Consider the following 26279-nt stretch of genomic DNA (forward strand, 5'->3'; position numbering starts at 1 on the left):
CCCCCTCTCGGTCCGTGCCGTGCCTTGCCTCAACCCACTTCATCCGCGGCGCCCGCCCCCTCGGCGAGCTTCATGGCCTCCTCGATGAGGGTCTCCACGATCTTGGACTCCGGGACGGTCTTGATGACCTCGCCCTTGACGAAGATCTGGCCCTTGCCGTTGCCCGAGGCAACTCCGAGGTCGGCTTCACGGGCTTCGCCCGGGCCGTTGACCACGCACCCCATCACCGCGACCCTGAGCGGCACCTCCATGCCGTCCAGGCCTGCCGTGACCTCCTCCGCCAGCTTGTAGACGTCGACCTGGGCACGCCCGCAGGACGGACAGGAGACGATCTCCAGCCGCCGCTGCCGCAACGCCAGGGACTCCAGGATCTGGATGCCGACCTTGACCTCCTCCACGGGAGGCGCGGAGAGGGAGACGCGGATGGTGTCGCCGATCCCACGCGACAGCAGGGCGCCGAAGGCGACCGCGGACTTGATCGTGCCCTGGAAGGCGGGGCCGGCCTCGGTGACGCCGAGGTGCAGCGGGTAGTCGCACTGCTCCGCGAGCTGCCGGTAGGCCTCGATCATCACGACCGGGTCGTTGTGCTTGACCGAGATCTTGATCTCGCGGAAGTCGTGCTCCTCGAAGAGGGACGCCTCCCACAGGGCCGACTCGACCAGCGCCTCCGGGGTCGCCCTGCCGTACTTCTGCAGCAGCCGCCGGTCCAGGGAACCCGCGTTGACGCCGATCCGGATCGGCGTGCCGTGGTCCTTCGCCGCCCGCGCGATCTCCTTCACCTGATCGTCGAACTGCTTGATGTTGCCCGGGTTCACCCGCACCGCCGCGCAGCCCGCCTCGATGGCCGCGAAGACGTACTTCGGCTGGAAGTGGATGTCCGCGATCACCGGGATCCGCGACTTGCGGGCGATGGCCGGCAGAGCGTCCGCGTCGTCCTGCGTGGGGCAGGCGACGCGGACGATCTGGCAGCCGGACGCGGTGAGTTCCGCGATCTGCTGCAGGGTGGCGCCGATGTCCGACGTACGGGTCGTCGTCATCGACTGCACCGAGACCGGGGCTCCGCCCCCGACCGCCACCGGCCCGACGTGGATCCGCCGCGCCACGCGGCGCGGCGCGACCGGCCGGGCCGGCACCTCGGGGACGCCCAGGAGGACGGCGGTCATGACGTCACTCCCGGTTTCCGGAGACGGTCTCGCGCATGGCCCGCAGCGACTCCTTCAGGGAGCCCATGGTGGCGAGGACGGCGGTGGGCTCGTACCCGCAGTGCGCCATGCAGTTGGCGCAGCGCGGGTCCTTGCCGCGGCCGTACTTGTCCCAGTCGGTCTTCTCGATGAGCTCGCGGTACGTCGGGACGTAACCGTCGCTCATCAGGTAGCAGGGGCGCTGCCAGCCGAAGAGCGAGTAGTTCGGGATCGCCCAGGCGGTGCACGGGAAGTCGACCTTGCCCTCCAGGAAGTCCAGGAAGAGCGGGGAGTGGTTGAGCCGCCACTTGCGGCGGTTACCGCCCGCGAAAGCCTTCCGGAACAGCTCGCGGGTCTGCTCCACACCCAGGAAGTGCTCCTGGTCGGGCGCCTTCTCGTAGGCGTAGGCGGGCGAGATCATCATCTCGTCCACCTGCAGGTCGTCATTGAGGAAGTTGAGCACCTCGATGATCGTCTGCGGGGTGTCGGTGTTGAAGAAGGTGGAGTTGGTGGTCACCCGGAAGCCGCGCCGCTTGGCCTCCTTGATGGCCTCCACCGCCTCGTCGAACACCCCCTCCTTCGCGACCGACTCGTCGTGCCGCTCCCGCAGCCCGTCGATGTGCACCGCGAAGGCGAAGTAGGGCGAGGGCGTGAACTCGTCCATCTTCTTGCGCATCAGCAGCGCGTTGGTGCAGAGGAAGACGTACTTCCGCTTGGCCACGAGCTGGCGCACGATCTCGTCGATCTGCGGGTGCATCAGCGGTTCCCCGCCGGCGATGGACACCATCGGCGCACCGGACTCCAGCACCGCGCCCACGGCCTGGGCGACCGGCATGCGCTGCTTGAGGACACCGGCCGGGTGCTGGATCTTGCCGCAGCCCTCGCACTTGAGGTTGCAGGCGAAGAGCGGTTCCAGCTCGACGATGAGCGGGAACTTGTCCCGCCTGCGGAGTTTCTGTTCGGCCAGGTATGTAGCGACCTTGATGGACTGACGCAACGGCATGGCCATCTGGCTCACCTCCGGGGGAGCGACAAAGAACGGTGCCATTCATAAAAAGCGGGTAGAACCGATCGAAGGACACGGAAGGCTGATATTCCACCGCGCACCGTGCCGATCCGGACGAGTTCATGTTCGGGAGCGTCCACCACCACCCGTACGGCCGCAACCGGACGCTCGCCGGCGCGCACGGCGCTCAGCAGCGTGGCCGCCGACTCCATGTCGACCGCGATCGCGCCGGTCGCGCGCAGCGCGGAACGCTCCGGGCCGCGGACGACGTGGTCGGAGCCGGTGAGCGGTCCGGTGTGCACGGTGCGCCCGGGCAGGACGCGCCCGACTTCCTTGACGAGCAGTTCGGTGCCCACGCACGGGACGGTCCCGCGCGGGTCCCGGGTCTCCTCGGCGACGACCAGGTCGCCGGGGTGCATGCCGGGGGCGAGTCCGGCGCAGAAGCCAGTGGCCAGGACGGCCGCGGCGGTGAGCGCCGGCTCGGACAGGTGCCGGTTGACGGACCGTTCCGCCGCCCGGGGCCCCATGCCCGTGCGAACGAAGGTGACCGGCCCTCCCGCCCCGTCCCGTTCGCCGGTGCGCAGGGCGAAGTGCTCGATGCCGAGCGCGCAGGCGATCAGCAGCGGAGGCGGGGCGGGCCGGGTGCTCACCTCAGCTCACCGTGGCCTCGGGCAGCGGCTTCCTGCCGTCGGAGTGGGACCTCCTGACCCGGGCGAGCGGCGGCCGCTCGAAGGGGTCGCCGTGCAGGTAGCGGCCGAGCGCGGTGAGCGGGAACACCTGGCGGTAGAGGTGGTAGTTGATGGAGAAGTCCCAGGGGAAGCCGGTGCCGGTGAAGTACGGCTCGTCCCAGGAGCCGTCCTCCCGCTGGGTCGCGGCCAGCCACTGGATGCCGCGTTCCACGGCCTCCGAGTCCCGCTCCCCCGCCGCGAGCAGCGCCATCAGCGCCCAGCCGGTCTGCGAGGCGGTGGAGGCGCCGCGGCCGCTCCACTCCTTGACGTGCTTGTAGGAGCGCAGGTCCTCGCCCCAGCCGCCGTCGTCGTTCTGCACCTTCTCCAGCCAGGCCACCGCCCGCCGGATCGCCGGGTGGGAGCCGGGCAGGCCGGCCGCGGTCAGCGCGGGCACCACGGAGCCGGTGCCGTACAGGTAGTTGACGCCCCAGCGCCCGAACCACGAGCCGTCCGGCTCCTGTTCGGCGAGCAGCCAGTCGATGCCGCGCCGGGTGCGTGGATCGTGGGCCAGGCCCTCGGCGGCGAGCATCTCGACGACGTGGGCGGTGACGTCAGCGGACGGCGGGTCGATTACCTCGCCGAAGTCGCAGAACGGCAGCCGGTTGGGGAACGGACTGGTGTTGTCGGCGTCGAAAGCGCCCCACGCGCCGTTCCTCGACTGCATCCCCAGGTTCCAGCGCACCGCGCGCCCGATGGCGTGGTCCACGCGCTCGGGGTCGTGGTGCCGGACCCGGCGCAGCGCCAGGGCGACCTCCGCGGTGTCGTCGATGTCCGGGTAGTTGTCGTTGTGGAACTCGAACGCCCAGCCGCCGGGCGGCAGTTGGGGTCGCTTCACGGCCCAGTCGCCGGGCCGGACGATCTCCTCGCCCAGCATCCAGTCGGCCGCCCTGACCAGTTGCGGATGGTCGATCGGCAGGCCCGCGTCGGCCAGCGCGATGGTGGCGAGGCAGGTGTCCCACACCGGGGACTGGCAGGCCTCGATCATCCGGGCGCCGTCCTCGCGCCACACCGCGAAGCGGTCCAGCGAGGCGAGACCCTCGCGCATCACCGGGTGCTGGAGGTCGTAGCCGAGCAGGCGCAGGGCGATGACCGAGTACACGGCCGGGGGCTGGATGCCGCCCCAGCAGCCGTCGTTCTCCTGCCGCTCGATGATCCAGCGGGCGGCGGAGTTCATCGCGGCCCTGCGCAGCCGGCGCGGGACGACCTTGCGCAGTTGGTGCAGCGCCTTGTCGAGGCGCTGGAAGGCGCCGTCCCAACTCGCCACCGGTGCCAGGGGCTTGACGGGGTGGGGGTCGGCCGGGTCGGTGTGCAGCTCGTCCAGCGGGAAGGGGGCCGGGCGGACGGGGCGCTTGGCCGAGACGATGGTCAGCGGGACGATGGTCTGCCGGGCCCAGCACCCGAAGTCGTAGATGTTGAGCGGCATCCAGTGGGGGAAGTAGATCAGTTCCGGCGGGAGTTCGGGCAGGTCCTCCCATTTCCACCAGCCGAACAGGGCGAGCCAGATACGGGTGAAGACCCGGGAGGCGGCGATACCGCCGTGCTCTCGGACCCAGGCCGAGGCCTTCGCCATGTGCGGGGCGTCGGGCGCGTCGCCGGCCAGGCGCAGGGCGACGTACGCCTCGATGGTGGTGGACAGTTCGCCGGGGCCGCCGTAGAAGGTGGCCCAGGTACCGTCCGGGCGCTGCTCGCCCCGGATGAACAGGGCGGCGGCCCGCGTCGTCTCCTCGTCCAGGATGCCCAGGAACTGACGGAGCAGCAGGTCCTCGGCGTCCATGGTGACGTTCGTCTCGAGGTCGCCCTTCCACCAGCCCTGGGCGTCCTGGCGGGCGAGCAGGAAGTCGGTGGCGCGGCGCGCGGCGCGTTCGGCGGCTTCTGGTACCCCGGCCGCCTCGGGGGTGGTGATGTCTGTTTCGCTGGCCGCGGCAGCGCGGGGCGGCATGGTCGCTCCGGTGCTTCCGTCGGTCGTCGCTGTCATGGCTTCCCCTTCGTGCAGTCGTGCGAGTCGTGCTGCTGTGGGTCCGCCGTCGGCCGGTGCCGTCATCCGCGACACCGGCCGGCGACTACGCGAGGGTTATTCGACCGATAGTGATCATCTCTTCCGTACGACGACGAAATCGGCGAGCGCCGTGAAGGCGGCCCTCACCCGGTCGGGCATGTGGACGGCGTCGAGGGCCTCGACGGCGATCGCGTGCTGCCGGCGCGCCTCCCCGGCCGTCCACTCGCGGCCGCCCGCCTCCTCGATGAGGGCCGCCCGGGCCGCGAACTCCTCCTCGGAGAAGTTCTCGAAGTCGCTGCTCTTGGCGTCGGCGGCGAGGATCTCGCCGAGCCGCTCGGAGGCGTCGCCGCCCGCCGCGAGCGCGGCCACCACCGGCAGGGACTTCTTGCGCTGGCGCAGGTCGCTCCAGGTCTGCTTGCCGGTGGCCTCCGGGTCGCCCCAGATACCGAGGAGGTCGTCGACGGCCTGGAAGGCGAGGCCGAGGTGGTAGCCGTAGCGCTCCAGCGCGTCGGCGGTGGCGTCGTCCGCGCCGCCGAGGACCGCGCCGATCGAGGAGGCACAGGCGAGCAGCGCGCCGGTCTTGTTGCCCTCCATCTCCAGGCACTCCTCGACGCTGACGCGGTCGCGGTGCTCGTAGGAGATGTCCTGCGCCTGACCGTCGATCAGGGCGCGGGTGGCGGTGGTCAGCCGGCGGGTGGCGCGGCCGGCCTCGACGGTGCCGAGCTCCAGCAGGACCTCGTTGCCGAGGGCGAACAGGGCGTCGCCGACCAGGATGGCCTGGGCGGGGCCGTGCACCTTCCAGACGGTGTCGCGGTGCCGGCGCTGCTCGTCGCCGTCCATCAAATCGTCGTGCAGCAGCGAGAAGTTGTGGACGAGTTCGACGGCGACCGCGCCGGGGACACCCACCTCGGGGGCGGCGCCGGTGACCTCGGCGGAGAGCACGGCGAGGGCGGGGCGGACGGCCTTGCCGCCGTCCCCGTCGGCAGGGTTGCCCGCGGCGTCGATCCAGCCGAAGTGGTAGGCGGCGACGGTGTCCATGGGCGGCGCCAGGCGGTCGACGGCGGCGCGCAGGACCGGGGTGGCCAGGGTGCGGCCGCGCTCCAGCAGCGCGGTCACGTCCACCGCGGTCCTCGAGTCGGCCGTCGAGGCGGGGGGCACAGTGGGCACAGTCTCTCCTGTTGTTGCGGTACCGGGGGTGCGGGGGCCCGCCGCGTGTCGCTCGGTCATCAGGCCGCCTCCTCGAACGCGAAGAGGCGGGCGGGGCGGGGCCGGCCCAGGGCGCTCAGCGCCGCGTCGGCCGCGCTCACGCCGCTGCGGACCGCACTCTCCATGGTCGCGGGCCACCCGGTGGCGGTCCACGCTCCGGCCAGGTACAGGCCGGGGGCCTTGGTGCGGGCGCCGGGCCGCAGCCGGCCGACGCCGGGGGTGGGGGCGAACGTCGCCGTGCGCTCCCGGGTCACGAAGAAGTCCTTCACCAAGGCGTCGCGCGTACCGGGGATCAGCCGCTCCAGCTCGGGCAGGTAGCGCTCACGGAGCACGGCGACCGGTTCGTCGATGTCGTCCCGCGCGGCCGACTGGGACACCGCGAGGTACTGGCCCTCGCGCAGCCCGGAGGCGGCGGTACGGTCGAAGACCCACTGCACGCGGGTGCCGAGGGCGGCGAGGAAGGGCCGGGCGAGCACCGGGCGGTCGTAGACGACGTGCACGTTGAGGATGGGCGCGGTGCCGATCTCCAGCAGCCGCCCCGGGGCGTCGAGGGCGCCGGGCGGCAGCAGGTCGTGCGTCTCGCGCTGGGGCACGGCGAGGACGACCGCGTCGGCCCGGAGCGTTTCGCCGGGAACCTGAACGCTCCAGCCTCCGTTCTCGTTGAGGGAGACGGAGGTGACGCGTGTACGGACCTCGGTACGGACGCCCGCGGAGTCGAGCGCCTTGCGGGCCAGCCGGTCGTGCAGTTCGCCCAGCGGGACACCGGCCCAGCCGATGTCGGCCGCGCCCGGGTCGGACAGCAGACCGGTCTTGAACACCATCGCGGCGAGCCCCAGTGAGGCGTCGCCCGCGACCGCGTTGAGGGTGGCGACCCCGACCAGGTCCCAGAGGGCCTCGACGGCGCGCGCCGACTGGCCGTGCGCGGCCAGCCAGCTGCCGAAGTCCTGGGCGTCCAGGGCCGGATCGGCGAGGTCTAGCCCCTTGAGCGCGAGCGCGGCGCGCCCGACGGCGGCGCGCTCGGCGAGCGAGAGGTGCGGGTAGGTGGCCAGGCTGCGCCCCAGGTGGAGGGGGACGGGCAGCGGGTCGCGCCGCAGCCGGCCGAGGCGTCTGCCCTCGGGCTTCGCGACGTCGACGACGGGCACGTCCAGGCGGTCCTGCAGCGGTGCCAGCGCCGCGCCCTCGATCCGGTCGAGGAACCAGCGGTAGGCGGTGCAGCAGCGCAGGTACACGTGCTGGCCGTTGTCGACGGTCAACTCGCCGCGCTGGAAGGAGAAGGCGAGTCCGCCCAGCCTGGGTCTGCCTTCGACGAGCGTGACGTCGACGCCCGCGTCGGCGAGCGCGAGCGCCGCGGTGACGCCGGCGAGACCGCCGCCGACGACGACGGCGGTGCGCCGCGCCAGGGCCTCCGGTGCCCGGGCACCGGCGTGCGCCTGTACGGCGCGGGAGCCGTCGCTCATCCTGCGTCCTTCCGTGCGTGCCGGCCGTGCTGGATGAACGGTGCACGGTCGGCCGTCGCAGTCAGGGACGCCACGCCGCAGCGCAGGGTTGCCCGTCGCGCCGGATCGTCGGAGCCGGACGGTTCCTGGGAGCCCATCAGGCGCGCCTCCTGACGGCCCGCCGGGAGACGTGCCGGGTGTCGAGGCCGGACAGTCCGCGCACGGCGACGTAGGCCTTCTCGCGTCCGGGCAGCGAGACCCGGCCGCGCAGCACGGCCTCGGGGTCGCGCTCGATCCGGTCCAGCAGCCGGCGGTAGATGCCGGCCATGGCGGCCACGCAGGCGCCGCTGCGCCGGTCGAGCATGGGGAGGAGCCGGTAGCCCTCGGCGAAAAGGGCGCGGGCCCGCCGCACTTCGAAGTGCACGAGGCCGGCGAAGTCGGAGCCCTGCGGTGGAGTGGGCCCGTCGAACCCGGCCGAGCAGCCGAACTTGGCCAGGTCGTCGGCGGGCAGATAGGTGCGCCCGCCCTGGGCGTCCTCACGGACGTCCCGGAGGATGTTGGTGAGCTGGAGCGCGAGGCCCAGCGTGTCGGCGTACTCGGGGGCGCGCTCGGCGCCGCGCGCGCCCGGTTCCGTACCGAAAACGCCGAGCGAGAGGCGGCCGATGGCGCCGGCCACGCAGCGGCAGTAGACCTTCAGGTCGTCCCAGGTCTCGTAGGTCTCGCCGCGCACGTCCATCTGGACGCCGTCGATCAGCTCGTCCAGGCCGCCGAGCGGGATCGGGAAGGCGCGCGCGGCATGGGCGAGGGCCACCGCCACCGGGTCGGTGTGGTCCTCCTCGACCTCGCCGGCGCGGATCCGGGTGAGCAGTTCCCGGGTGTCCTCGAGCCGCGCGACCTTCACCTCGCCCGGCAGGTCGCCGTCGCCGATGTCGTCGACACGCCGGGAGAACGCGTACAGCGCCGACATGGCGCGCCGCTTGGGCGTCGGCAGCAGCCGGATGCCGTAGGCGAAGTTGCGGGCCTGCTGCCCGGTGACGGCCTCGCAGTAGCCGTAGGCGGCGAGTACCGGTGCGGACACGCGCGGCACAGACTCCACGGTCCGGATCACCCCTCTCCTCGCAGAGTCGCGCCCGCCTCACGCAGCAACTGGACCTTGCCGGGCTTGGGCGGGCCGGGAAGTACGTCGTATTCGGCGGCGGCGATCGCCCGGACCGCCGCCCTTCCCCCCGCCACGAACCCCGCGAGCAGTAGCTTCAACCTGCCGTGGACGCTACCCACCAGGGGGGCGCCTTCATTCAGCAGATCGCGGGCGCGTTGTGCTTCATATGCAACCAGGGCGCGCACCGAAGCGCTCGCGGTTTTCGCGGCGAGGTCGGTTTCCTGGACGTGGAAACGCTTCATGTCCTGGGCCGGCAGATAGATCCGGTCGCGGCCGAGGTCCTCCGCGACGTCCTGGAGGTGCTCGACGATCTGCAGCGCGGTGCAGATCGCGTCGGACAGCCGGATCCGCTCGGGGGTCGCGGTGCCGGTGACGGCGAGGACGAGGCGGCCGACGGGGTTCGCGGACAGCTCGCAGTAGGCGAGGAGGTCGGCGTAGGTCTCGTAGCGCCGCACCAGCTGGTCCTGGCGGTTGGCGGCGATCAGGCCGAGGAACGGCTCGGGGGTGAGGGAGCGGCGGCGTGCCGTGCGCTGCAGGCGGCGCAGCAGCGGGTGGCGCGGGGTGCCGTCGAAGACCCGGCGCAGATCGGCCTCGAAGGCGTCGAGGAGGACCAGCCGGTCCCCGGCCTCGGCGGGCGGCACGCCGAGGGCGCGGGCGTCGGCGCCCCCTGGGGCCAGGTCGCCGTCGCCGATGTCGTCCACCAGGCGGGCGAAGCCGTACACGGCCATGAGGTCGTCGCGCCAGGTCCGGGGCAGAAAGAAGGGGGCCACGGGGAAGTTCTCGCTCGCGGCCTTGTCCAGGGTGGCGCGCTCCAGGTCCGGCGCCGTGCTGGTTCCCGTCACCGCGGGCTGCCCGGGGCGTGAACGGCACACGCTGCGCTGAGCTGGGGAGTTTCCGTAGCCATTGCCGTCACATCTCCCGTTCTACACTGCCGATCCGATACACACTATTTCGGACACGCCGCCTGGCCCTCCGCCGGGCGCCCGGTGGAGGGTGTCGCGCATTATCGCCCCACTTGCCGCTTTCCGGGACCGGTACAGCTTACGTTGTAGAACGCGGCTTGGACCGGCGGGGTGTCCGGCGCATCTCAACAACACACGATTGCCGTCAAGATTCCTACGTCATGCGCGAGTTGACGTTTCCTTCGCAGACGCAGGGCCCCGCCGGAGAGGTTCCGCGGGGCCCTGGCCGAAACGGGTCACTTGCCCGTGAACTTCTCGTACTCCTTGAGGACCTCTTCGGTGGGTCCGTCCATGCGCAGCTCGCCGCGTTCCAGCCACAGGACGCGGTCGCAGGTGTCGCGGATGGACTTGTTGTTGTGGCTGACCAGGAAGACCGTGCCGGCCTCCTTGCGCAGTTCCCGGATCCGCGCCTCCGAGCGCTTCTGGAACTTGCGGTCACCGGTGGCCAGCGCCTCGTCGATCATGAGGACGTCGTGGTCCTTGGCGGCGGCGATGGAGAAGCGCAGCCGGGCCGCCATGCCGGAGGAGTAGGTCCGCATCGGCAGGGTGATGAAGTCGCCCTTCTCGTTGATCCCGGAGAAGTCGACGATGTCCTGGTAGCGCTCCTTGACCTGCTCGCGGGACATGCCCATGGCGAGCCCGCCGAGGATGACGTTGCGCTCACCGGTGAGGTCGTTCATCAGGGCGGCGTTGACGCCGAGCAGGGAGGGCTGGCCCTCGGTGTAGACCTTGCCGCTCTCGGCGGGGAGCAGTCCGGCGATGGCGCGCAGCAGCGTGGACTTGCCGGAGCCGTTGGATCCGATCAGGCCGATCGCCTCGCCGCGGCGGGCGACGAAGGAGACGCCGCGGACCGCGTGCACCTTGCGCACGCCACGCGCCCCGTCGTCGGAGCCGCGCTTGAGTATGCGGCTGAGGGCCGCGGTGGCGCTGCCCTTGCCGGTCCTGGCGCCGTTGACCCGGTAGACGATGTGCAGTTCGTCCGCGATGACGGTCGGGCGCGGGTCCGGGGTGTCCTGGGGGTTGGTCTCAGCCACGGCCGTACCTCTCCTCCGCCTTCCAGAAGTACACGAAGCCGCCGGCGAAGGCGATCACGGCCCAGAACAGGGCGATGGCCCACACGTGGGGCGGCAGGTTCGAGGCGTCGTACCCGTCGATCAGCGCGAAGCGCATCAGGTCCATGTAGACCGCGGCCGGGTTGACCTGCAGCAGCCGGACCACCCACTCGGAGCGGCCCTCCATCATCTTGCTGATGGAGAACATGACACCGGAGGCGTACATCCAGGTGCGCAGGACGAACGGCATCAGCTGGGCGAGGTCCGGGGTCTTGGCGCCCAGGCGGGCGACGATCAGCGCGAGACCGGTGTTGAACAGGAACTGCAGCACCAGTACCGGGACGATCAGCAGCCAGGACAGGCCCGGGTAGCTGCCGAACCCGATCGCCACGACGAACATCACGATCATCGAGAACAGCAGCTGCTGGAGCTGCTGCAGCGAGAAGGAGACGGGCAGCGAGGCGCGTGGGAAGTGCAGGGCGCGCACCAGGCCCAGGTTGCCGGAGATCGCGCGGACCCCGGTCATGACCGAGCTCTGCGTGAACGTGAACACGAACACGCCCGTGACCAGGAACGGGATGTACACGTCCTGTGACATGCCGCGGCTCGCGTGCAGGATGACGCCGAAGATGAAGTAGTAGACCGCCGCGTTCAGCAGCGGGGTCGCCACCTGCCACAGCTGGCCCAGCTTGGCCTGGCTGTACTGCGCGGTCAGCTTCGCCTGGGAGAAGGCGAGGATGAAGTGGCGGCGCCCCCACAGCTGGCGCACGTACTCGGCGAGCGAGGGCCGGGCGCCGCTCACGGCGAGTCCGTACTTGGCGGCGAGCTCGGCCGCCGTCAGCCCCTCGTCGGGCGACGGGGCCGCGGTCACCGCGACTCCGGCGTCATGCGTTGTCTCACTCACGGGTGGAAGCTTTCGTCTTCGAGTACGTCTTGCACGGTTGCGCCTCAAGGGCGGCGGACCCGGCCGCGGGCGCGGGCCCGTACGGTCGAGCTTCTCAGATCACCGGGGGCCGGCCCAGTCGGGTCAGCCGCCACACCGTACGCCAGCGCATCGGGCGCCGGGGTCCGCAGGCGCTGGTCCACCCTTCCTTGAAGCCGCCGAACCAGGCCTTCAGGGCCGGTCCCGAGGGCCGGCGCAGCAGCGTGAGCAGCAGCCAGACCCCGAGGTACACCGGGACCAGGAGGGCGGGGAGGTTGCGGCGGGCCAGCCAGACCCGGTTGCGGGCGACCATACGGTGGTACACCGCGTGCCGCGAGGGCGCGGTCGTCGGGTGGTAGAGCACCATGTCGGACCGGTAGTCGATCATCCAGCCGGCGTCGAGGGCCCGCCAGGCCAGATCGGTCTCCTCGTGGGCGTAGAAGAACTCGTCCGGGAGGACGCCGGCGTCGGCGAAGACCCGGGTGCGCACGGCGTTGGCGCCGCCGAGGAAGGTGGTGACCCGGGAGGAGCGCATCGGGTCGGAGGCACGCAGCCGGGGCACGTGCCGGCGCTGGGTCTCGCCGGTCTCGGGGTCGGCGATGCGGAAGCTGATGATGCCGAGCTCCGGGTCGGCCGCGAAGGCCGCACGGCACAGCTCGGCCGTGTCATGGCGGGCCAGCAGGCCGTCGTCGTCCAGGAAGAGCAATACGTCGACATCACGGCCGGCCGGCCCGAAGGCCGCTATGCCGACGTTGCGGCCACCGGGGATGCCCAGGTTCTCGGGCAGTTCCACGGTCCGGACGCCCTCGGGGACGTCCGGGACGGGCGAGCCGTTGCCGACGACGACCACCTCGACGGGGTCGCCGTCCTGCTTGGCGACGGAGTCGAGCAGTGCCCGCAGCTCCTCGGGCCGGTTGCCCATGGTGATGATGACCGCGCCGATCTTCATGGCACTCACCTCAGCCTGCTGGACGCCAGGATGGACACCAGGTGCAGCACGGTCTGCAGCAGGGCGATGCCCGCGAGGACGGCGGTGCCGAGCCGGGTGAAGAACAGGTCGCCGTGGATCTGGTCGGCGATCGCCAGGACCAGGATCAGCAGCGCGGCCTCGATGCCGAGGATCAGCCGGTGGAACTTCAGCGCCGAGGCGGCCCGGCGGGCCAGCGCCACGCCGGAGGAGCGCGGCTCGGCCGCCGCGTCCTGGACCGGCGGCTTCCCGGCCTGGTGGCGGGCGACGCCGACCAGGTCGGTCTCGGCCTTGATCAGGATGGCGCCCAGCGCGGCGAGCGTGCCGAGGAAGGCCCACAGCCAGTCGATCCGGCCGCTGCCCCACACGTCGGCGGCGCGCAGCCCGAGGCCGACCAGGACGGCCGCGTCGGTGAGGTAGGCACCGACCCGGTCCAGGTAGACCCCGCTGAGCGAGTACTGCTGCTTCCAGCGGGCGACCTCACCGTCGACGCAGTCCAGCAGCAGGTACAGCTGGGTGGCGACCACGCCGAGCACGGCGCCCGCGATCCCCGGCACCAGCAGCGCCGGGGCCGCGAGCACCCCGCAGAGGGTCATCAGGTACGTGAGCTGGTTGGGCGTGACCCGGGTGTTCACCAGGTAGCGGTCGACGCGCAGGGACACCTCTCGCATGTAGAGGCGTCCTCCCCAGTGCTCACCGCTGCGCCGGTCCTTCACCCCGACGGGGTGGACGACCGGACGGAGTTCAGCTACCGATGGCCTTGACATAGTCGGCGTAGGTGTCCTTGATCTGGTTCGTCTTGAGGTCGAGGTGTTCGAGGATCGTGTAGCGGCCGGGCCTGGTCTCCGGAGCGAACTCCACGGCGCGGACGAACTCGTCCACCGAGAAGCCGATCTCCTCCGGCAGCACCGGAAGCCCGTGCCGGCGCAGGACGCGGGCCATGTACGCCGCCTCCTCGTGCGCTCCGCGCAGGTACATCGCGAAGGCGGCGCCGATGCCGCACTGCTCGCCGTGGGCGGCCGCCCGCTTCGGGTAGAGCAGGTCGAAGGCGTGGTTGATCTCGTGGCAGGCCCCGGAGGAGGGGCGGGAGTCGCCGGAGACGGACATGGCGATGCCGGTGAGGACGAGGGCCTCGGCCAGCACCTGCAGGAAGCCGTCGTCGCCGACGCCGCCGGGGTGCCTGAGCACCGACTCGCCGGCCTGCCGGGCCATGGCGGCGGCGAGACCGTCGATCTTCTCGCCGTTGACCCGGTTGGCCAGCTCCCAGTCCGCGACGGCGGAGATGTTGGAGATGGCGTCGCCGATGCCGGAACGCACGAAGCGGACCGGCGCCTCACGGATCACGTTGAGGTCGATGACGACCGCGATCGGGTTCGGCACACCGTACGAGCCGCGGCCCGCGTCGTTGTCGAGGGTCGCGACCGGCGAGCACAGACCGTCGTGCGCGAGGTTGGTGGCGACGGCGACCAGCGGCAGCCCGACGCGCGCGGCGGCGAACTTGGCGCAGTCGATGATCTTTCCGCCGCCGAGTCCGACGACGGCGTCGTAGTGGCCGGCCTTTATGTCGCTCGCCAGCCGGACCGCGTCGTCGATGGTGCCGCCGCCGACCTCGTACCAGGTGGCGCCGGGCAGCGAGGGGGCGAGGCGCTCGCGCAGCCGGGCGCCCGAGCCGTTGCTGACGGCGACGGCGAGCCGGCCGGACTGCGAGATGCGCTCGTCGGCGAGGACCCCGGCCAGGTCGTCGAGGGCACCCGGGCGGATGTCCACGACCAGCGGCGAGGGGATCAGCCGGGTCAGTACTGGCACGCGATCTCCCGTCCGCGGGCGAGATCGTCGTGGTTGTCGATCTCCACCCACTGCACGTCGCCGATCGGCGCGACGTCGATCCGGAAGCCGCGGTTCACCAGCTCCTGGTAGCCGTGCTCGTAGAACTGCTGGGGGTCGGTCTCGAAGACCGTCTTCAGCGCGTCGGCCAGCTCGGGGGCCGCGTCGCCCTCGATGAGGGTGACGCCGATGTACTCACCGGTGGCCTCGGCGGGGTCCATGAGCTTGGTGATCTTCTGGACGCCCTTGGCGGGGTCCACGACGACCTTCATCTCCTCGTCCGCGAGGGACTTCACGGTGTCCAGCGCGAGGATGATCCGCTTGCCCTCGCCACGGGCGGCGAGCAGCGTGTGCTCCACCGAGACCGGGTGCACGGTGTCGCCGTTGGCGAGGATCACGCCGTCCTTGAGGGCGTCACGGCCGCACCACAGGGAGTAGGCGTTGTTCCACTCCTCGGCCTTGTCGTTGTCGATGAGGGTGAGCTTGAGGCCGTACTTCTCCTCGAGGGCCGTCTTGCGGTCGTACACGGCTTCCTTGCGGTAGCCGACGATGATCGCGACCTCGGTCAGGCCGATCTCGGCGAAGTTGCCGAGGGTGAGGTCCAGGACCGTCGGCTCGCCCTCTATGCCCGCGGGACCCACCGGCACCAGAGCCTTGGGAAGGCTGTCGGTGTAGGGGCGCAGACGCCGTCCGGCGCCGGCCGCCAGCACGAGGCCGATCATGCGGGTTCTCCTTCGTCGTGTACGGCGGGCGCCCCTGCGGACACCCAGAAGCGGATGCTCTCCACGAGCACCAGCAGGGCGACGGCCACGGCGAGGACCGTGAGCGCGGCCTTGAACTGCGAGGCGGTGAGCACCGCGGCCAGGACGGTGACGAGCAGCGTCCGCCCCTCGTGCCCCCCGATGGCGCGCACCAGCCAGGCCGGGGGCGCTCCGGCGTTGCCGCGGATGCGGTACACCGTGTCGTAGTGATGGTAGGCGACGGCCGCCACCAGGCCGAAAGCCGCTGGAAGGGCTCCGTTCACGTCCGCGTGGGCCGCCAGTACCAGCACGGTGCCGTACTCGGCGGCGCGGAACAGCGGCGGGAGCAGCCAGTCGAGGGCGCCCTTGAGGGGGCGGTACAGGGCCTGACCCGCGGTGACGGCGTAGACCGCGGCACCGGCGACGGGCGCCCAGGTCACACCGGAGAAGAGGGAGACGGCCAGCACGGCGGTGCCGGCCAGGGCCACCAGCAGCGGGGCGCCGAGGCGGACCCGGGTGGCACGTGCCACATACGAGGCGAGCGGGCCGTTGTCGGCGAGGTCGGCCAGCGCCTGGGCCGCCCGGTCGGTGCGGATCGCCTTGCGGGTAACCGAGCGCAGCACGCGGCCGGCCGTGGTGTACGTCGCGGCGAAGGCGCAGCCGGCGAGCAGCACGTAGAAGGTGATGCGCGGGGTGGTGACCGCGGTGAGAACGGCGATCATCGCCCAGCGCTCGCCGATCGGCAGGACGATCATCCGGCGCACCCAGACCGTCCAGCCGACGCTGTCCAGCTTGTCGGAGAGGGCGGCGGTGGGGCTGGTGTTGGCGGTGGCGTCGTGGTTGGCCTCGTTGAAGGAGAAGTCCACGACGTGCCGGCAGGTCTGCAGGATCATCGCGCCCAGCGCCAGGGCCCAGACGTCGTCGCCGCCGCGGGCCGCGCCGAGGGCGAGGCCGGCGTAGTAGGCGTACTCCTTGGCCCGGTCGAAGGTGGCGTCGAGCCAGGCGCCGAGCGTGGAGTACTTCAGGGCGTAGCGGGCGAGCTGGCCGTCGGTGCAGTCCAGCACGAACGAGGCGATCAGCAGGACGCCGGCCGCGACGAAGCCGGTCCGGGTGCCGGTCGCCGCGCAGCCCGCGGCTATCAGGGCGGTGAGCAGCGAGGCGGTGGTGACCTGGTTGGGGGTCAGGCCCCGGCGGGCGCACCAGCGGGCGATGTAGCGCGAGTACGGGCTGATGAAGAACGTGGTGAAGAAGCCGTCGCGGGACTTCACGGCCGACCTCAGGCGTACGGCCTCGTCGTCCACGGCGGCGACGGCCTGCCGTGCCTCGTTGCGGGCCTGCGGGTCGGCCGGGACGGCGGCGACCAGGCTGCCCAGCTCGGGGTGGTGCACACCGGCGTCGTCGGCGTCGAGCGCGGCGGCTACGCGGTCGGCGATGGATTCGACGTCCCCCACGCTCGACTTCGCTCGCGCGGGGGCGCCCCCACCCGCGGTGCCGCCGCCCGCGGCGGTCTCGCGGGCCAGCGCCCGGGTCAGTGCCTGGCGGGCTTCCGGCTGGGCGGTGACGGCTCCGGGCACGGCCGCGAGCGGGAAGCGCGGGTCGGTGAGGCCGAGGCGCAGGGCGTGCGGGTGGCCGACGAAGCGGGCGTCGATCAGGGCCACGCGCAGACCGGCGGGTACGGCGGCGAGCAGGGTCTCCGTCTCGGCGGCGTCAGCGGCCACGCGCACGTCGAAGCCGAGGGACCGCAGATCGTTCTCGAGCGACGATCCGGGGACCGGCTGACCGGTGACGATGGCGGTCGACAACCGAAACTCACTCCCTGGGTGCCGGCGCGGGGGCGCCGGTCTTCTGCGTGGTGGGGCGCCCCTGCCTGTGGCACCCGGGCGGCATGTCGGCAGAGGCTATCGGATGGGCGGAAGCCCGTGTTCATCGGCCGTTCACGGCCCGGTCCACGGGGGCTGCCCGCTCCTTTGCCGCGATCATCATCGGGGATGCGGGGCCCGCCCCACAAACCGCGCGGCGCAGACCCGGGCATCCTCCGGCATCGCGGACACATGCCCGGTTCGGCATAGGGTGGGCGACCATGACCTGGCTGATCACCGGCGGAGCCGGATACATCGGGGCGCACGTGGCACGGGCCATGACCGGCGCCGGCGAGAGCGTCGTGGCGCTGGACGACCTGTCGGCAGCCGTGCCCGCGCGGCTCCCGGCGAGTGTCCCGCTCGTCGAGGGCTCGACGCTGGACGGGGACCTGCTCAAGCGGGTCTTCGCTGAGTACGGCGTGACGGGTGTGGTGCATCTCGCGGCGCGCAAGCAGGTCGCCGAGTCCGTGGCGCAGCCCACCCGCTACTACCGGGAGAACGTGGGCGGCCTGGCCACGCTGCTGGACGCGATCGCCGGGGCGGGGATCGGACGGCTGCTGTTCTCCTCGTCCGCGGCCGTGTACGGCAATCCGGACGTGGACCTGATCACCGAGGACACCCCCTGCGCCCCGGTGAACCCCTACGGCGAGACCAAGCTGGCCGGGGAGTGGCTGGTACGGGCGGCCGGGCGGGCGCACGGGATCTCCACGGTGTGCCTGCGCTACTTCAACGTGGCGGGGGCGGCCGCGCCGGAACTCGCGGACACCGGTGTGTTCAACATCGTGCCGATGGTCTTCGACCGGCTCACCCGGGACGAGGCCCCGCGGATCTTCGGCGACGACTATCCGACGCCGGACGGCACCTGCGTGCGTGACTACATTCACGTCGCCGACCTCGCCGAGGCCCATCTGGCGGCGGCCCGACGGCTCGCCGGGGACGACCGCGCGGGCGACCTGACGCTGAACATCGGCCGCGGCGAGGGCGTCTCCGTGCGGGAGATGGTCACGGTCATCGGGGAGGTCACCGGCGACCGGCGGCCCGCGCAGGTGGAGGGGCGCCGGCCCGGGGACGCGCCGCGCGCGGTCGCCTCGGCCGAGCGGGCCGCCGAGGCGCTGGACTGGCGGGCCCGGCGCGGGGTACGGGAGATGATCGAGTCGGCCTGGGCGGGCTGGCTGCTGCACCACGGCGACTGAGCCGGAGCACGGTCTCGAAGGAGCCGCCCACCGCCTGACCTGCCGCTTGTTTGCGCAGGTCAGGGCAGATGACAACGGTGTTCAGTGCCGCGTTGCCCGATACCCCCCACCCGTAGTTCACTGTGACCACGCGCGCAACACGGAAGGGTGGTCCTCTCATGGGGGCAGGGCACGACCACGGGCACGCGCACGGCCATGCACCGCCCACGGGTACGGCCGCGGCCGCCTATCGCGGCCGGCTGCGGGTGGCACTGGGCATCACGCTCACGATCATGGTGGTGGAGATCGCCGGTGGTCTCCTCGCGGACTCGCTCGCCCTGATCGCGGACGCGGCCCACATGGCGACCGACGCGCTGGGCCTGGGCATGGCGCTGCTCGCCATCCACTTCGCCAACCGTCCGCCGAGCACCCACCGCACCTTCGGCCTCGCCCGCGCCGAGATCCTCGCCGCCCTGGCCAACTGCCTGCTGCTGCTCGGCGTCGGCGGCTACGTGCTCTTCGAGGCGATCCAGCGGTTCCTCACGCCCGCGGACACCGAGGGCGGTCTGATGATCGTGTTCGGCCTGTTCGGCCTGGTCGCGAACTCCATCTCGCTCCTGCTGCTGATGCGCGGGCAGAAGGAGAGCCTGAACGTGCGCGCCGCCTTCCTGGAAGTGGCCGCGGACGCGCTGGGCTCCGTGGCGGTGCTGATCTCGGCGGCCGTGATCCTGACCACGGGCTGGCAGGCGGCCGACCCGATCGCCTCGCTGGTCATCGGGCTGATGATCGTCCCGCGGACGGTGAAGCTGCTGCGCGAGACGCTGGACGTCCTGCTGGAGGCGGCCCCGAAGGACGTCGACATGGCCGAGGTGCGGTCGCACATCCTGGCGCTGGACGGCGTGGAGGACGTGCACGATCTGCACGCCTGGACGATCACCTCGGGCATGCCGGTGCTGTCCGCGCATGTGGTGGTCAGTTCGGAGGCGCTGAACGCCATCGGCCACGAGAAGATGCTGCACGAGCTCCAGGGCTGCCTCGGCCACCACTTCGACGTGGAGCACTGCACCTTCCAGCTGGAGCCGGGCGGGCACGCGGAGCACGAGGCGCGGCTGTGCCACTGACCGCGGGCTCCTCGACACCGTAGGCACTTCTGTTCGAGCCCGGCGGACGGTTCCCGGCCGGAGCCGCCGGGCACGATGAATCACCGGGGTCCCGCTCGGGCACCGCCCCGCACAGGACATGCGGACATGCAGGGAAGTGCCGGGAGTGCCGGATTCGTACGGCAGACTTGGGGCGCAAGACCGAGGCGAAGGATGGGTATGCCGATCACACCTGCCACCGAGACGCACAGCTCGTCGAACGGCACCGCAGAGGCGATTTTGCTGGAACTGGTGGACGAGAAGGGCGTGACGATCGGCACGGCCGAGAAGCTCGCCGCGCACCAGCCGCCGGGGCGGCTGCACCGCGCGTTCTCGGTTTTCCTCTTCGACGAGCAGGGCCGGCTGCTGCTCCAGCAGCGGGCGCTCGGCAAGTACCACTCCCCCGGTGTGTGGTCCAACACCTGCTGCGGTCACCCGTACCCCGGTGAGGCGCCGTTCGCCGCGGCGGCCCGGCGGACCCACGAGGAGCTGGGGGTCTCGCCCTCGCTGCTGGCGGAGGCGGGCACGGTCCGTTACAACCACCCGGACCCGGCCTCGGGCCTGGTCGAGCAGGAGTTCAACCACCTGTTCGTGGGCATGGTGCAGGCACCGCTGGCGCCGGACCCCGGAGAGGTCGGCTCGACGGCCTTCGTGACGGCGGCCGAGCTGGGCGAGCGGCACGCCCGGGAGCCGTTCTCGGCGTGGTTCATGACCGTGCTGGACGCGGCCCGCCCGGCGATCAGGGAACTGACGGGCCAGTCCGCGGGCTGGTAGGCGCTACACCGGCGCCGCCGGCTTGAGCGGCAGGGCGGCCCAGATCACCTTGCCGCCGCTCGCCGTGTGCTCCACATCGACGGCCCCGCCCGCCTCCCGGGCCACCTCACGCACCAGCAGCAGCCCCCGGCCGCCGGTCTGGCCGTGGTCGGCCTCCAGGGCGGTGGGCCGGTAGGGGTGGTTGTCCTCCACCGACACCCGCACCCACTCGGCGCCGACGGCCACCTCCACGGCGAGCATCGGCGACAGCAGCGCCGCGTGCCGGACCGCGTTCGTGACCAGCTCGGAGACGATCAGCAGCAGGCCGTACACCGTGTCGTCGCCGACCGGTACGCCCTGTCGCAGCAGCAGATCCCGTACAGCGTGCCGGGCCTGCGGAACCGAGGCGTCCACGGCGGCCGCGGTGAACCGCCAGACTCCCTCGTACGGCAGCGGATCGGGCGGCAGCTCGGCGCCTCCCGCCGGGCGCGGGCCACCGTCCCCACGCCCATGGTCGTCCATCGTCCGGTCGCCACCCTCGCGCTCGATTGTCACCACACGTCGAGTGTTGGTAACGATGCGCTCCGCTCTCGAGGACTGAACAGAAGTCAGCTGGTATCGAACGGTTCTGACCGCCTGCGTATGACACCGGCAGGCGCGGGACTGTTCCTGTTCCTCGCGTGCAAGGTTCACGAACTATTCGGGTTGTACGGGTTGGCGCGCGCCGCGCGCCGCAGCGCGCGCGGCGTCCGCCCGCCCAGGCGCCCACCCGGCGGGGCGCCATGGCGGGGCGGATAGCATCCGCCCTCATGGAGCCCCAGCTGTCGCACCAGGTCACCGACTCCGTCGCCACGGTCGTGATCCGTCATCCGGCCAAGCGCAACGCCATGACGGCCGACATGTGGCGGGCCCTGCCACCGTTGCTGGCGGAGCTTGCGGGCGATCCCGGCGTGCGGGCCCTGGTGCTGACCGGCGAGGGCGGGACCTTCTGCGCGGGCGCCGACATCTCCACGCTCCAGGGGTCGCCGCTCGAGGCGCAGGGGCTGGCCGTGGCTGCCGAGGAGGCCCTCGCCGCGTTCCCGGGGCCGACCCTCGCCGCGATCCGCGGCCACTGCGTGGGCGGCGGGGCCCAGCTCGCGGCCGCCTGCGATCTGCGGCTCGCGGAGGAGGGCGCCCTGTTCGGGGTGACCCCGGCCCGGCTCGGGATCGTCTATCCGTCGTCGTCCACCCGGCGGCTGGTGTCGCTGGTGGGCCCGGCCACCGCCAAGTACCTGCTCTTCACCGCCGAGTTGATCGACGCCGGGCGGGCGCTGCGCACCGGGCTCGTGGACGAGGTGCTGCCCGAAGGCGAACTGGACAAGCGCGTCGCCGAGTTGACACGCGTCCTGGCGTCGCGTTCCCGGCTCACCCAGGCCGCCGCCAAGGAGTTCGCCGACGGCCGCACCGACCGGGACGCCCACTGGGCGCGGCAGGCGCGGGGCAGCGGCGACACCGCCGAGGGGGTCGCCGCGTACCTGGAGCGCAGGCAGCCGCGCTTCACCTGGACTACCGCAGGATGAACCGGCTCCCGGCGCGCAGGCTCTCCACGAGGTGCGCGGGGGCCTTGTCCGGGGATCCGGCGTCGTAGGGCGGCCGCGGGTCGTACTCGGTGGCGAGCTGGACCGCCTGGGCGTGTTCGTCGCCCGCGATCCGGCCGAGCAGGGCGAGACCCATGTCGATGCCCGCGGAGACACCGGCGGCGGTGACGTACTTGCCGTCGAACACCACCCTTTCCTCCGCCGGCGCGGCGCCGAACCGCTCGAGCTGGTCCAGGGCCAGCCAGTGCGAGGTGGCGCGGCGGCCGTCCAGGAGACCGGCGGCGGCCAGCAGCAGGGAGCCGGTACACACCGAGGTGGTCCAGGTGCTGGTGGCGTCGGCGGCGCGCAGCCAGTCCAGCAGCGGCCCGTGTTCCATCAGCGCGCTCTGGCCGGGGCCGCCGGGCACGAGCACGACGTCGGGGCCGCGCACCTCGTCCAGGGACCGGTCGGCGACGACCGCGAGCGCGCCGGTGTCGGTGCGGACGGGGCCGGGGCGCTCGGCGACGAACACCGTCTCGGCGCCGGGGGCGCGGGAGAGGACCTCGTACGGTCCCACCGCGTCGAGGGCGGTGAACCGGTCGTAGACGACGACGGCGATCTGCATGGGGTGTCCCTTCAGTTGACGGTGACGGGGCGGAACCAGCGCCGGTACTCGGCCGGGGCCGTGCCGAGCGCCCTGACGAACGCGCGCCGCATGGCCTCGGGGGTGCCGTAGCCGCTGGCGCGGGAGATCTCCTCGACGCCGTCGCAGGTGTCCTCCAGGAGCCGGCGGGCGTGTTCGAGCCGGACGCGGTCGACGTAGCGGCCGGGGGTCGTGCCGGTCTCCTCCCGGAAGGCGCGGGCGAAGTGGCGCGGCGAAAGCCGGGCGCGGGCGGCGAGCGACTCCACGGTCAGGTCGCCGGCGGGGTGCTCGGTGATCCAGCGCTGCACCTCCCGCAGCGGGTCGCGGCGCGCGGTCTGTGCGGCGAGCTGGGCGCTGAACTGCGCCTGGTTGCCTGGCCGGCGCAGGAAGACCACCAGATGCCGGGCGACGGTCAGCGCGACCTCCCGGTCGAGGTCCTCCTCCACCAGGGCGAGGGCCAGGTCGATGCCCGAGGTCACGCCCGCGGATGTGGCGACGTACCCGTCCCGTACGTAGATCGGCTGGGGGTCCACCGTCACGGCCGGGTGGTCGCGGGCGAGCTTGTCGCAGTAGGCCCAGTGGGTGGTGGCCCGGCGGCCGTCGAGCAGCCCGGCGGCCGCGAGCAGGATCGCGCCGGTGCAGACGGAGACGAGGCGCCGCGCGCGCGGGCCGTGCGCGCGCAGCCAGTCCGTCAGCCGCGGATCGGGGCCGCGGGTGCCCTGCCCGCCGGGGACCAGCAGGGTGTCCGGGTCCGGCATCGCGGTGAGCGCCCCGTCGGGTACGAGGGCCAGCCCGCTGGAGGTGCGCACGGGACCGCCGTCCAGGGAGGCGGTGCGGACGCGGTACGTCCCCGGAGTGTGCTGTTCGGCCCCGGTGAACACCTCCAGGGGGCCGGTGACATCGAGGCTCTGCACGCCGTCGAACAGGACGAGGAGAACGGTGCGCTGCGGCATGCCCCGATTCTTCGCCGTTGCCCGCATGGCCGCAATGACGGATTCCCCACCTTTGCTGCCATCCGGTGCGGCCCGCCGGGCATGAACGCCGACGGCGGAGGTACCCGGGCAGGGAGTCCGGGAGGAAGGGGAGATTCTCGTGTTCCGTGCCATCGCAGACGTGTTGCGGCAGATCGGCGGGGCCATCGCGACGGTGGTGACGCTGCCGTTCCGGGCCCTGGCCCGCCTGTTCGGCGGTGCCTCCTCCTCCGCTCGCGGCAGCGGGGCCTGACTTCCCGGACCGGCGGCCCGCCGCGTGTCGCCCTGATCCCCGGTTGTCGGCGTCACCTGCCACAATTGCCGCGCAACCTCAGTGGAGAAGGCGGTACGGGATCGTGACGACACCCCTCGTAGGGTCCATCGAAGGCAGGATCGCCGAGGAACTCGGCGTACGGGAGCGGCAGGTGAAGGCCGCGGTCGAACTGCTCGACGGCGGTTCGACGGTGCCCTTCATCGCCCGCTACCGCAAGGAAGCGACCGAGATGCTCGACGACGCGCAGCTGCGCACGCTCGAGGAGCGGCTGCGCTACCTGCGGGAGCTGGAGGAGCGTCGGACGGCGATCCTGGAGTCGGTGCGTGAGCAGGGCAAGCTCACCGAGGAGCTCGAGGCGCGGATCCGTGGCGCCGAGACCAAGGCGCGGCTGGAGGACGTCTACCTCCCCTACAAGCCCAAGCGGCGCACCAAGGCGCAGATCGCGCGCGAGGCGGGCCTGGAGCCGCTGGCCGAGGGGCTGCTGGGCGACCCGACGGTCGACCCGCAGGCGGCCGCCGCCGCGTTCGTCGACGCGGACAAGGGCGTCGCCGACGCGCAGGCCGCGCTGGAGGGCGCGCGGGCGATCCTGGCCGAGCGGTTCTCGGAGGACGCCGACCTGATCGGCGAGCTGCGCGAGCGCATGTGGGTGCGCGGGCGGCTGGCCGCCAAGGTGCGCGAGGGCAAGGAGGAGGCGGGCGCCAAGTTCGCCGACTACTTCGACTTCGCCGAGCCGTTCACCGAGCTGCCCTCGCACCGCGTTCTCGCCATGCTGCGCGGCGAGAAGGAGGAGGTCCTGGACCTCGTCCTGGAACCCGAGGAGGCCACCGAGGGGCCGTCCTCGTACGAGGGCGTCATCGCGCACCGCTTCGGCATCGCCGACCGCGGCCGCCCCGCCGACAAGTGGCTGAAGGACACGGTCCGCTGGGCCTGGCGCACCCGCGTCCTGGTCCACCTGGGCATCGACCTCCGGCTGCGGCTGCGGACGGCCGCCGAGGACGAGGCGGTGAACGTCTTCGCCGCGAACCTGCGCGACCTGCTGCTGGCCGCGCCGGCCGGCACGCGCGCGACGCTGGGCCTGGACCCCGGCTTCCGTACGGGCGTGAAGGTCGCCGTGGTGGACGCGACCGGCAAGGCCGTCGCCACGGACGTGATCTACCCGCACGTCCCGGCCAACAAGTGGGACGAGGCGATCGCCAAGCTGGCCCGGCTCGCCGAGCAGCACGCGGTCGACCTGGTCGCCATCGGCAACGGCACGGCGTCCCGGGAGACCGACAAGCTCGCCGCCGAACTGATCGCGAAGCACCCGGAGCTGAAGCTCACCAAGGTGATGGTGTCCGAGGCGGGCGCGTCCGTGTACTCGGCCTCGCAGTACGCCTCGCAGGAGCTGCCCGACATGGACGTGTCGCTGCGCGGCGCGGTCTCCATCGCGCGCCGGCTGCAGGACCCGCTGGCGGAGCTCGTGAAGATCGACCCGAAGTCGATCGGGGTCGGCCAGTACCAGCACGACCTGTCCGAGGTGAAGCTGTCCCGTTCGCTGGACGCGGTGGTCGAGGACTGTGTGAACGGTGTCGGCGTGGACGTCAACACGGCGTCCGTGCCGCTGCTGGCGCGGGTGTCGGGCGTCTCCGCCGGACTCGCCGAGAACATCGTCGCCCACCGCGACCAGAACGGCCCGTTCCAGTCGCGTGCGGAGCTGAAGAAGGTGCCGCGGCTCGGCCCCAAGGCGTACGAGCAGTGCGCGGGCTTCCTGCGCATCCGCGGCGGCGACGACCCGCTGGACTTCTCCAGCGTGCACCCGGAGTCGTACCCGGTGGTGCGGCGCATGGTGAAGACCTCGGGGCAGGAGGTCGCGTCCCTCATCGGCAACACGGGTGCGCTGCGCTCGCTGCGGCCCGCCGACTTCGTGGACGACACCTTCGGACTGCCGACCGTCACGGACATCCTCAAGGAGCTGGAGAAGCCGGGCCGCGACCCGCGTCCGGCGTTCAAGACGGCCACCTTCAAGGATGGCGTGGAGAAGATCTCCGACCTGGCTTCCGGGATGATCCTGGAGGGCGTGGTCACGAACGTGGCCGCCTTCGGCGCGTTCGTGGACATCGGTGTCCACCAGGACGGTCTTGTGCACGTCTCGGCGATGTCGAAGACGTTCGTCAAGGAGCCGCGGGACGTGGTGAAGCCCGGTGACATCGTCAAGGTGAAGGTCCTGGACGTGGACATCCCGCGCAAGCGGATCGCGCTGACCCTGCGGCTGGACGACGAGGCCGCACCCCAGGGCCAGGGCCAGGGGGGCGGCCGTCAACAGCGCGGCGCCGGCGCCCGCCCGCCCCAGCAGCGGCAGGGCGGCCAAGGGCAGCGGCAGGGCGGGCAAGAGCAGCGGCAGGGCGGCCAGGGGCAGCGGCAGGGCCGCGGTGGCGGCGACCGGGGCGGCCGTCAGGCCCCGGCTCCGGCCAACAGCGCGATGGCCGACGCGCTGCGCCGCGCGGGCCTGCTCGACCCGAAGAACGGCCGCCGCTGACCGTCCCGGGGCCGGGGTGCCCGACCCCGGCCCCGGCCGCTGAGGGCGGCCAGGGTCCTTCGTTCGGATCAGGCGGGATCAGGGAGCGGGGTCTGGTGTGGGGTCAGCTCCCACGCCTTTCGGGCAGCTAGGGAGCCTCGCAGGGCGGCGGAGGGCGCCAAGGCGGAGCCATGGCACCCGACGACAGCGCGGCGAGGGGCGGTGCCGGGCCCGCGAGC

The 26279-nt window shown here is 72.2% G+C and carries 25 protein-coding genes; 6 read left to right on the forward strand and 19 right to left on the reverse strand.

The features are described from left to right. Positions 1 to 29 precede the first annotated feature (29 nt). From ispG to ACFVVO_RS18575, 16 genes are all read right to left on the reverse strand, one after another. Positions 30 to 1163: a flavodoxin-dependent (E)-4-hydroxy-3-methylbut-2-enyl-diphosphate synthase gene (gene ispG, locus ACFVVO_RS18500; RefSeq protein ID WP_390056115.1), complete on the reverse strand. Its 1134-nt coding sequence runs from the start codon at positions 1161 to 1163 to the stop codon at positions 30 to 32. A 4-nt stretch (positions 1164 to 1167) separates the two neighbouring features. Beyond that, positions 1168 to 2190 (reverse strand): adenosyl-hopene transferase HpnH, encoded by a 1023-nt coding sequence (gene hpnH / locus ACFVVO_RS18505; protein WP_390056116.1) that lies wholly within the window; start codon positions 2188 to 2190, stop codon positions 1168 to 1170. 5 nt (positions 2191 to 2195) lie between these two features. Further along, a complete protein-coding gene (locus ACFVVO_RS18510) occupies positions 2196 to 2837 on the reverse strand; it encodes a 1-hydroxy-2-methyl-2-butenyl 4-diphosphate reductase (RefSeq protein ID WP_390056118.1) in 642 nt (213 codons plus the stop codon). Position 2838: 1 nt separating this feature from the next. Next, complete coding sequence (gene shc / locus ACFVVO_RS18515) at positions 2839 to 4890, reverse strand: squalene--hopene cyclase (protein ID WP_390056119.1); 2052 nt, start codon at positions 4888 to 4890, stop codon at positions 2839 to 2841. 114 nt (positions 4891 to 5004) lie between these two features. Further along, positions 5005 to 6138: a polyprenyl synthetase family protein gene (locus ACFVVO_RS18520; RefSeq protein ID WP_390056121.1), complete on the reverse strand. Its 1134-nt coding sequence runs from the start codon at positions 6136 to 6138 to the stop codon at positions 5005 to 5007. After that, the gene (gene hpnE, locus ACFVVO_RS18525) at positions 6138 to 7574 is read right to left on the reverse strand and encodes a hydroxysqualene dehydroxylase HpnE (protein ID WP_390056123.1); all 1437 of its coding nucleotides are present in this window, start codon (positions 7572 to 7574) and stop codon (positions 6138 to 6140) included. Before hpnE ends, ACFVVO_RS18520 begins: the two co-directional genes overlap by 1 nt. Further along, a complete protein-coding gene (locus ACFVVO_RS18530; protein ID WP_390056125.1) occupies positions 7571 to 7711 on the reverse strand; it encodes a DUF6380 family protein in 141 nt (46 codons plus the stop codon). Before ACFVVO_RS18530 ends, hpnE begins: the two co-directional genes overlap by 4 nt. Next, entirely contained in the window at positions 7711 to 8661 is a 951-nt protein-coding gene (hpnD, locus tag ACFVVO_RS18535) for a presqualene diphosphate synthase HpnD (RefSeq protein ID WP_390056127.1), read from the reverse strand. The genes ACFVVO_RS18530 and hpnD overlap by 1 nt, the downstream gene beginning before the upstream one ends. After that, a complete protein-coding gene (hpnC, locus tag ACFVVO_RS18540; protein WP_390056128.1) occupies positions 8658 to 9554 on the reverse strand; it encodes a squalene synthase HpnC in 897 nt (298 codons plus the stop codon). The genes hpnD and hpnC overlap by 4 nt, the downstream gene beginning before the upstream one ends. Before the next feature lie 356 nt (positions 9555 to 9910). Beyond that, a complete protein-coding gene (locus ACFVVO_RS18545; RefSeq protein ID WP_390056130.1) occupies positions 9911 to 10708 on the reverse strand; it encodes an ABC transporter ATP-binding protein in 798 nt (265 codons plus the stop codon). Then, positions 10701 to 11630, reverse strand: coding sequence for an ABC transporter permease (locus ACFVVO_RS18550; protein ID WP_390056132.1), 930 nt, complete (start codon positions 11628 to 11630; stop codon positions 10701 to 10703). The genes ACFVVO_RS18545 and ACFVVO_RS18550 overlap by 8 nt, the downstream gene beginning before the upstream one ends. A 94-nt stretch (positions 11631 to 11724) precedes the next feature. Further along, positions 11725 to 12597 (reverse strand): glycosyltransferase family 2 protein, encoded by an 873-nt coding sequence (locus ACFVVO_RS18555; RefSeq protein WP_390056133.1) that lies wholly within the window; start codon positions 12595 to 12597, stop codon positions 11725 to 11727. A 5-nt stretch (positions 12598 to 12602) separates the two neighbouring features. Beyond that, complete coding sequence (locus tag ACFVVO_RS18560) at positions 12603 to 13382, reverse strand: CDP-alcohol phosphatidyltransferase family protein (RefSeq protein ID WP_390056135.1); 780 nt, start codon at positions 13380 to 13382, stop codon at positions 12603 to 12605. Beyond that, complete coding sequence (locus ACFVVO_RS18565) at positions 13360 to 14421, reverse strand: iron-containing alcohol dehydrogenase family protein (RefSeq protein WP_390056137.1); 1062 nt, start codon at positions 14419 to 14421, stop codon at positions 13360 to 13362. The genes ACFVVO_RS18560 and ACFVVO_RS18565 overlap by 23 nt, the downstream gene beginning before the upstream one ends. Continuing rightward, complete coding sequence (locus ACFVVO_RS18570) at positions 14409 to 15161, reverse strand: sugar phosphate nucleotidyltransferase (protein ID WP_390056139.1); 753 nt, start codon at positions 15159 to 15161, stop codon at positions 14409 to 14411. The genes ACFVVO_RS18565 and ACFVVO_RS18570 overlap by 13 nt, the downstream gene beginning before the upstream one ends. Continuing rightward, positions 15158 to 16981 carry a DUF5941 domain-containing protein gene (locus tag ACFVVO_RS18575; RefSeq protein WP_390056141.1) on the reverse strand — a complete coding sequence of 608 codons (1824 nt, stop codon included), beginning with the start codon at positions 16979 to 16981 and terminating at the stop codon, positions 15158 to 15160. The genes ACFVVO_RS18570 and ACFVVO_RS18575 overlap by 4 nt, the downstream gene beginning before the upstream one ends. A 278-nt stretch (positions 16982 to 17259) precedes the next feature. Here ACFVVO_RS18575 and galE point away from each other — a divergent pair, with 278 nt between their 5' ends. The 3 genes from galE (at position 17260) to idi (ending at position 20123) form a co-directional block, all read left to right on the forward strand. After that, positions 17260 to 18231: a UDP-glucose 4-epimerase GalE gene (galE, locus tag ACFVVO_RS18580; protein WP_390056143.1), complete on the forward strand. Its 972-nt coding sequence runs from the start codon at positions 17260 to 17262 to the stop codon at positions 18229 to 18231. Between the two features lie 158 nt (positions 18232 to 18389). Further along, positions 18390 to 19331 carry a cation diffusion facilitator family transporter gene (locus tag ACFVVO_RS18585; RefSeq protein WP_390056145.1) on the forward strand — a complete coding sequence of 314 codons (942 nt, stop codon included), beginning with the start codon at positions 18390 to 18392 and terminating at the stop codon, positions 19329 to 19331. A 198-nt stretch (positions 19332 to 19529) separates the two neighbouring features. Then, positions 19530 to 20123: an isopentenyl-diphosphate Delta-isomerase gene (gene idi, locus ACFVVO_RS18590; protein WP_390056147.1), complete on the forward strand. Its 594-nt coding sequence runs from the start codon at positions 19530 to 19532 to the stop codon at positions 20121 to 20123. A 3-nt stretch (positions 20124 to 20126) separates the two neighbouring features. Here the strand turns inward: idi and ACFVVO_RS18595 are convergent, their stop codons facing one another. Further along, positions 20127 to 20624, reverse strand: a complete 498-nt coding sequence (locus ACFVVO_RS18595; protein WP_390056268.1) for an ATP-binding protein — start codon at positions 20622 to 20624, stop codon at positions 20127 to 20129. A gap of 287 nt (positions 20625 to 20911) precedes the next feature. On the opposite strand from ACFVVO_RS18595, the gene ACFVVO_RS18600 reads away from it, so the two are divergent. Continuing rightward, a complete protein-coding gene (locus ACFVVO_RS18600; RefSeq protein ID WP_390056149.1) occupies positions 20912 to 21661 on the forward strand; it encodes an enoyl-CoA hydratase/isomerase family protein in 750 nt (249 codons plus the stop codon). Here the strand turns inward: ACFVVO_RS18600 and ACFVVO_RS18605 are convergent. Both ACFVVO_RS18605 and ACFVVO_RS18610 read right to left on the reverse strand, forming a co-directional pair. Continuing rightward, the gene (locus ACFVVO_RS18605) at positions 21648 to 22283 is read right to left on the reverse strand and encodes a DJ-1/PfpI family protein (protein WP_390056150.1); all 636 of its coding nucleotides are present in this window, start codon (positions 22281 to 22283) and stop codon (positions 21648 to 21650) included. The genes ACFVVO_RS18600 and ACFVVO_RS18605 overlap by 14 nt on opposite strands. Positions 22284 to 22294: 11 nt before the next feature. Then, the gene (locus ACFVVO_RS18610) at positions 22295 to 23254 is read right to left on the reverse strand and encodes a GlxA family transcriptional regulator (protein ID WP_390056152.1); all 960 of its coding nucleotides are present in this window, start codon (positions 23252 to 23254) and stop codon (positions 22295 to 22297) included. 139 nt (positions 23255 to 23393) lie between these two features. Here ACFVVO_RS18610 and ACFVVO_RS18615 point away from each other — a divergent pair, with 139 nt between their 5' ends. Both ACFVVO_RS18615 and ACFVVO_RS18620 read left to right on the forward strand, forming a co-directional pair. Continuing rightward, on the forward strand, positions 23394 to 23525 hold the full coding sequence (locus ACFVVO_RS18615) for an LPFR motif small protein (RefSeq protein WP_351668260.1): 132 nt from the start codon (positions 23394 to 23396) through the stop codon (positions 23523 to 23525). A 103-nt stretch (positions 23526 to 23628) separates the two neighbouring features. Then, on the forward strand, positions 23629 to 26061 hold the full coding sequence (locus ACFVVO_RS18620; protein ID WP_390056154.1) for a Tex family protein: 2433 nt from the start codon (positions 23629 to 23631) through the stop codon (positions 26059 to 26061). The last annotated feature ends 218 nt before the right edge of the window (positions 26062 to 26279 follow it).

It is taken from the genome of Streptomyces sp. NPDC058145 (genome assembly GCF_042884245.1).
GTDB lineage: Bacteria > Actinomycetota > Actinomycetes > Streptomycetales > Streptomycetaceae > Streptomyces.